Genomic DNA, 9,165 nt, shown 5'->3' with positions numbered 1-9,165 from the left:
CAGCGGGGCTGTCGTAGTCCAGTAGCCGTCGGCGTTGGCCGTTGATGATGGCGGCGACGGCGTCGACGTGGGCGGGGTCGAGCCCTCGGAGGTCGGTGCCGCGGGGGAACCACCAGCGCCACTGGCGGTTGAGGTTCTCGATCTGGCCGCGTTGCCAGGGCGAGTGCGGGTCGCAGAACCAGGCGTCGATGCCGTAGTGCTCGGCGATGACCGGCCAGCTCGCCCATTCGGAGCCTTGGTCGAAGGTGACCGAGCGCAGCAGGTGGCCCGGGATGCGGTCGAGGCCGTCGAGCAGCCCGCCGATCATGGCCTCGGCGGAGTAGCCCTCGGGCATGGTGACCCCGATCGAGTAGCGGGTGACCCTCTCGGTGAGGGTCAGCATCGAGGACCGGTTGTGGGCGCCGATGATCTGGTCAACTTCCCAGTGGCCCAGCTCGCTGCGCTCGTTGACCGCGGTGGGACGCCCGGCGATGTTGGGCAACGCCCGGCGGACCTTGGCGTGGCGGGCCTGGCGGCCGCGGCGCCGCCGTCGTCGGGACCGCAGGCACTCGGCTGGCTTGAGGTCCAAAGTGCCGGCGTAGACGGCCGCGTAGATCGTCTCCACGCAGACCCGACCGGTGACGTCCTCGGCGACCAGGTCGGCCCAGATCGCCACCGGCGAACGGCCCCGGCCGAGCTCGACGGTGACCCGGTCTCGCATCGGCCCCGGCGCCCCCAGGACACGGTCCAGTAACATCAAGCGAGCCCATGAATCGAACCAGAAACCCCCGTACGAGCGAAGCGCAGAGCCAAGGGCGCGTGCCGGCATCGGCGTCCGGCAGCGGTCCCCAGGTCCCGCCACAGGCACCCGCGCTCGTGGGCTGCGTCCTGACCAAGAACGAAGAACGAAACATACGGCGGGCCGTGACCTCACTGCAATTGGCGACGGACGCAGTGGTCGTGGTGGACTCCGAGAGCACCGACGACACCCGGGAGATCGCCGAGGACCTCGGCGCCGAAGTCCTGGTGCGTCCGTTCGACACGTACCCGGCTCAGCGCAACTGGGCCCTCCGGCAGATCGCCGAGCGTTATGGCGACGTGTGGGTCTTCTCGATGGACGCCGACGAGTGGCTGAGCGAAGCCCTCGCCGCCGAGCTGCGCACGAAGGCACCGACGCTCGGTCGAGACGCCGACCACTACATCGTCAAGCTTCGCCGACGTTTCGACGGCCGCATCCTGCGCCACGGGGGCTTCGGCGTCACTTGGCTGACGCGACTGATGCCCGCAGCGTCCTCGACCTATGAAGGGCGCGAGGTCAACGAGCATGTGTCCGTGCCAGACGGCTGGCGGGTCGGCGCGCTCGACCACTGGCTCGAGCATTCCGATGTCGACTCGTGGGACGACTACATAACGAAGCACAACCGCTACTCCACGCTCGAAGCTCAGGCGCGTGCCTCCAGCGATGCCGAAGGGGCGAACGTCACGCTGAACGATGTGCGTCGTAATCGCACTCTTCGGAGGCGGTGGCTGCGGGAGCGGATCTGGAACCGGCTGCCGGCGCGCCCAGCGATCCGATTCATCCAGATCTATTTCGTGTGCGCCGGCTTCCTCGACGGCCGCGCAGGGTTCCGCCGAGCGTTGTTCGAGGCCTGGCAGGAGATGACCACCGACCTCAAGACCTCAGAGCTGAAGCGACGGGAACGGTGACGGCAATGAGTGTCAGGATCGAGGTGCCCCGCAGTCGCCGCCCTCGGGTTCCGGGTCGGCGCTCGCTCGACGTCGCCTACTACTTCACGCTCGCCGGAGCCGCGACCCTCGTCTCAGCTCCGGTTCCGAGGGGGATTGGACCCACGCTGTTGGCCTGCCTCGCCGCGTGGGCATGTCTGTCCCTCGGCTTCCGCGCTCGTCTGCGCACCGCTGGCGCTGGCATCACGATCGCCGTCACGACGGTGCTGCTCGTTCGCAACTACTCGGGACTCGGCGTGGAGGCGCGTGGCTGGGCCCTCGTGACGTTGCTCGTGCTGGCGACACCATTCATCTTCGTCCCGCTCCCCCGTGCTCACGGTTTTCCCTTCCTGCACATCTGGTGCCTGTTTCAAGGGCTCTACGTCTACGTCTCTTCGCTCCTGTCTGCACCCCTCGCCATCCACGCCTACCTCTATACGCCGGAGGTGCGGACCACCGGGTATCGCATCCTGGCCGTCTTCACCGCCGTGTTAGTGGGCGGCGGCGTCGCCGCTCTCCGCGCTCTTGGCAACCGATCGCTGGTGCACGCTGGCGCGGCCGACGCCAACCAGCTCCCGATCAAGGCGATACCTCGGGCCTATGCCCTGGCCAGCGCCGCCTTTGTGGCGGTCGGTCTCTCCGAGTACCTCGGTGTCGCCGATTCCATCGGTCAGGTCAGCCAGCTCTTCAGGGCGGTTGGCTTCGGCGGTGGGCTCATCCTGGCTATGCTCTGGATGGACCGACGCCTCGCCCTGTGGCACAAGCTTGCTCTGGTCTCGGCCGCCAGCCTGGTCGTCCTGGAAGGGCTCGGGAACGGCGCGCTCTACCTCAGCGCCATCCCCGGACTCCTGGTGTTCGCCCTGTGGATGAGCCATCGGCGCCACGTGCCCTGGATCGGCCTGCTTCTGGCCCTGGTGGCCTTGATCCTGCTCAACGTGGGCAAGGGCGAATTCCGACAAACGGCGTTCGGCCCGGGACGTACGGGGTCCCGCACCGCGTTGGGTGTTGACTGGATCGACCAGACGGTGAACGGCCTGGGCAGCGGCTCCGATGTGGGGATCAGCAACTCAGCCAACCGTTTCGCGAACTCCGATCTCTTGGGCTACACGGCGACCTGGGCCCCCGACCGCTACCCGTACTTCGGCTACGGGGTGTACAGCGATCTGTCGACCCTGGTCGTTCCCCGGATCCTCCTTCCGGACAAGGGGACCTTCAACATCTCCAATGAGTTCGGCAGGAAGTACGAACTCATCGCTCCGTCGGACTACGCCACCGCCGTGAACACCCCGCTACACGTCGAGGCCTACCTCGCCGGTGGCATGGTTGCGGCCGTCATCGTCGCGCTCGTCAGCGGTGTGTTCTTGGCATGGCTGGGTCGACTCGTGCGCGGTCGCAATCCGGCATCCATCATCACGGGCGCCCTCATCGCCTATCAGGTCATGTCGACTATTGAATCCGGGATTCTCGGCTTTGCCTTGGTCCTGCCGTTCATCGTGGTGCTCCGGCCGATCATGCGGTGGGCCTGTCGGGAACATCAGGATCCGGAGGCCGCAACCCCAAGGCGCTCTCGACGGTTGCCGCGATCCGGACTGCGTTCGCCGACCAGCCATACGCGCGAGCTGCATGTGCCGCGCGTGCAGTGATCTCGGTCATATCGTGTGAGGAGGTCCCCATAAGGCGATGCACCGCCGACGCCGCGGCGTCGACGTCACCAGGCGGGAAGAGCCACCCGTCCCCACCGAGCAGCTCTTCGCTGGCCGGGATCGCTGACGATACGACCGGCAGGCCCGATGCCATGGCCTCCACGATCGGGAAGCCGAACGACTCGGACAGCGAGGGGAAGAGCATCACGTCTGCATCGCGATACAGCCGCTCGACACCGGCCACGCGACCGAGAAGCTCGACGCGGTCTTCCACCGCGAGCCGTCGGCGTTCTCGTTGGATCTCATCGACGTAGCTGGGCGAATCGTCACGCTCGATGGTCAGCGACAGGTGGGCGTCCAGGCCTTGATCACGGAGCCGGGCCACCAGCTGTACCAGCAGCGCCTGGTCCTTGTGGGGCGCAGCGTGACCGACCGAAACCATCCGGATGGGCCGATCAGCTGGCGGCCAGGTCCGGCGGGGGCGGGTGAAACGCTCCGTGTCCACCGCGTGGGGGATGACGCGAATAGCGGGTGCACCCGGCGTGCCTCGCCGACCCATCAGGAAACCGGCCATCGCCGCGCTCGGGACGATCGTCACTGCCGATCCCCGCATCTGCAGGTAGACGAGCTGCCGGCGGGCGGCCGCCGCGACTCTGGCTCGTCCTCGAAAGGCCCGCGCGCATGACGGATCGAACCAGAGGGCGTTCCGCTGGTAGAGGATCGACGGGACCGGGCTGCGCAAGGGGCCCGAGTTGGTCAGGTTGAGCAGGGCATCGCCGCGATCCTGACGAAGCACCCGGGGCAACTCGACAGATTCCCACCACAGGCGCCGGGCCACGCTCCAACGAGGCACCGCCCGAACCGCCATCGCCTCAGAAACGTTGCTAGGTTCATGGCCGCTCGTCACCCAGACGCAGATCGACCATTCAGGGCGACATCGGTGCAGCGCGGCGAGAAACGGCGAGAGATGGCGAGCCGCTCCACCCATGACAGCACCCAGGGCGTTGACGTGCAGTCGCAGGCTGGGCCCACCCGCGCTCATCGCCGGCGAAGCCATCCATCCAGCGCCGCCAGTGCCCAAACCTCTGACCACCGCGAGTTCTCTCCTGCCGCAGCGAGGATGGGCCGACCGACAGCCGCTTCGAGGTGGTCCCAGATGGGAGCGTCCGGTCGAGCGGCGTCGGCCACGACGTGGCGCAGCGGTCCCGAACGGATCCACTCCTGCATCGGCACGGAGAACCCGGTCTTTCGGCGACGGCTCAGCAACTCGAGGTAGCGATCCCCCATCTGGTGCACCAGCTCGGCCTTGCCTCGGAGATGCCGGCGTCCCAATGCGGCGGTGAAGAACGGACCATCCACGAACGGAACTCGGAGCTCAACGGACGCAGCCATCGAAAAGGCGTCGGCGTCGGGAAGCAGCATCGGCTGGAGGTAGCGGATCATCTCGGCTTCGGCGACCGCCGCGGGCCCTCGGCCCGAAACCGTCGTCTCGTCCTCGATCTCGGCGGACACTCCCAGCATCGACCGGACGCGATCTCCTACGAACAGCTCACGCTGGAGCTGGACGAGCCCTTCAAGGGATCGTGGACCCCCGGCGCCGAGGAGGCGCTCGAACTTGCCCGAACCTGTGCCGGCCGGTCTGCGGCGAGAGGCGAGCGCAAGCAGCGGGGTCGCTATCCCGGGCACACGATCCGCCAGGTGCAACAGCGGGAGGATCCGGGCGATGCGCAGGTACCCGTAACCCCCAAGCGCCTCGTCAGCGCCGAGGCCTGACAGCGCCACCTTGTAGCCCCCTGCCCGAACGGCCCGGTTCACCAAGAAGCTGTTTAGTCCATCGATCGTCGGCCGCGGCATCACTGAGAGGAATGAATCGACGGCGGCCTCATCGATCTCGGCGGCAACCGTCTCATGGGTGTGCCCGTACTCAACCGCCGTGGCCTTGGCTTGATGGCTCTCGTCTTCTCCCCACGGCGCTGAGACGGTCACGCAGTGCAGGGATTGGCCCTCATCTCGTGCAGCGAGCGCGAGCAATGTCGAATCGACGCCCGCCGAAAGGAGGAGCGCAGTAGGAACGTCGGCCGAGAGGTGCAGACGCACTGACGAGCGGAATGCTCCGGCAAGCGACCGTTCGTCGGACGTAGCGATCGTCTCTGGGCCCGATCCCGGCCCGATCGCGGGCACTACGAGCTCGGGACGTACCAGCCCATCCTCCCCGATACTTATGCATGCTCCTGGCGCTACCGCCTCTATCCCGTCGTGAGGCGACCGGCCGGACGCTACGGCGCCGAAGTGGAAGTAGTCAGCCAGCGCTCGCCGATCGAGGGGAAGGGCACGGTCGACGCGCCACAGCGGGGCGGGGTCAGACGCGAATAGCACGCCCGCCTTATAGCGCCGCCAATGCAGAGGCTTGATTCCGAAGCGATCACGAGCGAGATACAATCGCCGCTTGTCGTGATCGGCGACGGCGATGCCATACATCCCGCGGAAGAGACGGAGACACTGCGGCCCGAGCTTCGCCCACAGCAGGGGGATGACCTCGCCGTCACAGCGGGTGCGCATGTTGAGTCCGTGCTGGCGAACCAGTTCGCGGTGGTTGTAGATCTCGCCGTTGAAGACCACCGTGAAGCGACCATCTGGGTCGCAGAACGGTTGGTTCGCTGACGGGGTCGGATCCTGGACGGCGAGCCGCGTGTTGCCCAGGACGAAGGGTCCCTCGGCGACGACCACCTGGTCATCAGGCCCGCGCGCGTGCTGGGCCCGGTTCATCGTGTCGACGACATCGCACCGGAGGTGAGCATCGGGACCGAAGGCGCCAGTGATGCCGCACATGGTTCGTTCTCACCTCACCGCTTCAGCGAGGCCGGCCTGTACGCGGCGCGAGAACGCGCCGAAGGAATGCTCATTGGCAACGAACTCTCGCGCCCTGGCTCCCATTCGGGCCGTCTCGTCCAGGTCGCTTGCCAGACGGTGGAGCACCTCAGCCAGCTCCTCCGGCGCTTCCGGCTCGATGATGAAGCCTGTCTGATCGGCGACCACCGTGTCGACCGAACCGCCACGACTACCGACGACGGCTGCCGTCCCCGCGGCAGCGGCCTCGAGCGCGACGAGGCCGAGCCCCTCGCCTTCCGGATTCGCTCCGCGGCGGAACCGGCTCACCAACACGAGCACGTCGGCCCGACGATACTCGGCGAGCAGCGCGTCGTCATCGACACGACCCAGCAGCCGGATCACGCCGGCGGGGTCGTGTTCGGCCACGTAGTCGGCCAAGAGCCCGCTCGCAGAGCCAGACCCGGCTACTCGGATCTCGATGGGGCGCTCTGTCGCGACGCACTGCCCGGCAGTGGCGAGCACATCCAGCCCCTTGTAGGGGAGATCGGCGGGTGTGGCGACGAACAGGATCCGGAACAGTCCCGTGTTCGGTTCGTGTTCCTGAAAGAACCGTTCGCGAATGTTCCCTCCGAGTACGGGCCCCATGGTCGAGCCGGGGGCGGTGCGCAGCACCTCGGTGGCGGTCCATGACGAGATGGGCCACACGGAATGGGCCTGTCGAAGCGACTCGTAGACGAGTCTCGAGGGAAGGCCCCACACCTCGATGCCGTAGGCGATCACAACGTATCGGCCACCAACGCAACGCCAGGCGAGGCCGATCGGCCCGAGGCCGACGTGACCGAGGACCACCAGATCAGGCCGGTGCCTCGCGATCGCAGCGACGGCCCGTGCAAATCCCAGGCCTTGCCGAGCCAGACCCCCGGTCAGGTCGAGATCGAGCACCTCCACATCCGCCGACTCGGAGAGCGCTTCGACCGTGGCCCGGGAGTAGCTGGGGATGCCGCCGACGGCACCAAGGGCGGAGGTCACGAACAGCACACGCGGTCGCTCCCGTGGCCTCGAGCGCGGTCGAGTCATCCGGGCAGCTCATCGGCCCGGTGCTCGTCGAGGCCGACGATTCGGAGCAGCTCGACCAACCGGTGGGCGAAGGTGTGCTCGCGATGAGCCCGCTCGGAGCCACGGTCGCCTATCTTGCGAGCCTCCTCGGGGTGCTCAATGCACCATCTGGCCAGGTCGACGAGTTCGTCGAAGGAAGCAAAGGCAAGAACCTCCTCTCCTACCTGGTAGTGCTCACCGAGCATCGCCCGATGCTCCGAGATGACACAGCCACCGCATGCCGTGGCTTCATAGAGCCCCTTGTTGAAGCCATCGATCTCCGCCGGGTGCAAGGCGTTCAGGACACCCGCAGCGCCGCGAAAGACGCGAGCCTTCTCGTGTCCGGTCACGTAGCGGCCCGTGTGGAGGGGGGCCAACGTGGGCGACCGCATCCACCGGGGGAACGGGTTGCCGTACAGGCGCATGGGCACTCCGGCGCCGTGCAACCTCTCAAGCAGGCGGATGCGGTAAGGGTAGTAGTTCCCCATTACCACCAAGTGTGGCTCGGAGTGGACAACACCTGGCGGCACCCGGTGCCAACCGGGACTACACGCTTCCGGCAAGGAGTGGGCCGGAAAGCCCGCGATGTTCCGAGCAGGATCAACGAGGCGTGGTTCCTTGGAGAACACCGCATCGTATGAGGCCTGGAACATGGACTGGCGCCCGAGGTTCGAAAGCGCATCGGGATACCAGAAGCACAACGGCCGAGCGATCTCGCCCAAGGCGTCGGTACTCCCTGGAGTGACGTTGCTGTCGACTACGACAAAGGCATCGAGGCGCTGCCGCCGCGCCGCCTCGAGCAAGGGCCGCGTCTGCATCATGGTGGCGGCGCGGGGGGAACGCATAGCCATCTCGGTCGCGAACCCTGCCGCCTTCGACCTCGAAAATAGGGAGGGTGGACCCACGCACAAACGAACCGCTCGGTGCCCGAGGTCCTCGAACCCGCACGCGATGTTCTCGGCGAAGGAATCGGCATACTGAGGGCCGACGACTCCAATCGTCAACATGTGCTTTATCACCTCCATCTGACCTGTCGGCACCGCTGACATCTGGAGGCCGAGTGGCACCCGAGGCAGAGATGATAACGAAGAACTCGGACTAGATCGAGTTGAGCGTCTCCGTCGCTTTGAAGGAACTCGCCGAGTGACGACCGGCTCGCGTCCGACGCTATAGTCGCGCTGATTCTAGCGAGTTGACTCTAACATGAGCGGAACCACCATCACCACGACCGCACCAAGAACGACGCGACCCCGCCGCTCGTCGACGCGACGCCGACAGGAGAGGACCGCGACGCGGCTGATCGCCGGCGTCGCCGCAGTGGCCGCGGCTCTGGCAGGGTGCCAGCCCACCGTTACCGCCATCGTCGACCCCCTTCTCACCGGGTCGTTGGCCGCGCTCGTGGCGCTCGCTGCTTCTCGGTCGAAGCGGTGGCCCTGGTTCGTTCCGGTGGGTGTCGCCATCGTGCTGGCCCGGGGGTGGGCCCTGGCACCAGCGTTGGCCGCGACGCTGACCTCGCTGGTGGGGGCCACCACCTCGCGTCGCTCGCGCCTGTGGGGCGCGGCCACCGGCGGCCTGGCGATCCAAGCCCTGCTCCGCCTGCCCGACGTCGGCTTCCACGGCTTCACCGCCCTCGCCACCGCCGTGGCCATAACGCCGGTGCTCGTCTCCGGCTACCAGACGTGTCGTCGATCCGAGCGCCGACGTATCCGCCGGGCAGTCCTGGCCGGCGGCGCCGTGGTGGCCGTGATCGGCCTGGCCTACGGGGCGCTGCTGCTCAGCGTGGCCACCGACATCGATCGAGCCACCAGCGACGCCCGCACCGGGCTGAACGCCACCCGCCGGGGTGACACCGACACCGCTCGCCGCAGCTTCGTCAGGGCGGAATCCTCGTTCG

Annotated in this window: 7 protein-coding genes; 2 read left to right on the top strand and 5 right to left on the bottom strand. The window is 67.2% G+C overall.

Annotation, left to right across the window (positions count from 1 at the left end):
- The coding region (locus VNL12_RS00385; protein ID WP_325590531.1) for an IS30 family transposase at positions 1–736 on the bottom strand (736 nt) is incomplete at its 3' end.
- 11 nt (positions 737–747) lie between these two features.
- Here VNL12_RS00385 and VNL12_RS00380 point away from each other — a divergent pair.
- On the top strand, positions 748–1,686 hold the full coding sequence (locus tag VNL12_RS00380) for a glycosyltransferase family 2 protein (RefSeq protein WP_325590529.1): 939 nt from the start codon (positions 748–750) through the stop codon (positions 1,684–1,686).
- Between the two features lie 1,527 nt (positions 1,687–3,213).
- Here VNL12_RS00380 and VNL12_RS00375 read toward each other — a convergent pair.
- The 4 genes from VNL12_RS00375 to VNL12_RS00360 form a co-directional block, all read right to left on the bottom strand.
- A complete protein-coding gene (locus tag VNL12_RS00375; RefSeq protein ID WP_325590527.1) occupies positions 3,214–4,185 on the bottom strand; it encodes a glycosyltransferase in 972 nt (323 codons plus the stop codon).
- 200 nt (positions 4,186–4,385) lie between these two features.
- Positions 4,386–6,074 (bottom strand): asparagine synthetase B, encoded by a 1,689-nt coding sequence (locus VNL12_RS00370; protein ID WP_325590525.1) that lies wholly within the window; start codon positions 6,072–6,074, stop codon positions 4,386–4,388.
- 111 nt (positions 6,075–6,185) lie between these two features.
- On the bottom strand, positions 6,186–7,214 hold the full coding sequence (locus tag VNL12_RS00365) for a glycosyltransferase (protein ID WP_325590523.1): 1,029 nt from the start codon (positions 7,212–7,214) through the stop codon (positions 6,186–6,188).
- Between the two features lie 35 nt (positions 7,215–7,249).
- The gene (locus tag VNL12_RS00360) at positions 7,250–8,296 is read right to left on the bottom strand and encodes a CgeB family protein (protein ID WP_325590522.1); all 1,047 of its coding nucleotides are present in this window, start codon (positions 8,294–8,296) and stop codon (positions 7,250–7,252) included.
- A gap of 421 nt (positions 8,297–8,717) precedes the next feature.
- Between VNL12_RS00360 and VNL12_RS00355 the strand changes: the two genes are divergently transcribed.
- The coding region (locus VNL12_RS00355) for a hypothetical protein (RefSeq protein ID WP_325590520.1) at positions 8,718–9,165 on the top strand (448 nt) is incomplete at its 3' end.

Source organism: Iamia sp., assembly GCF_035575815.1.
Taxonomy (GTDB): domain Bacteria; phylum Actinomycetota; class Acidimicrobiia; order Acidimicrobiales; family Iamiaceae; genus Iamia.
The sequence above is the reverse complement of the archived record's forward strand: the minus strand, read 5'-3'. Positions and strand labels throughout refer to the sequence as shown.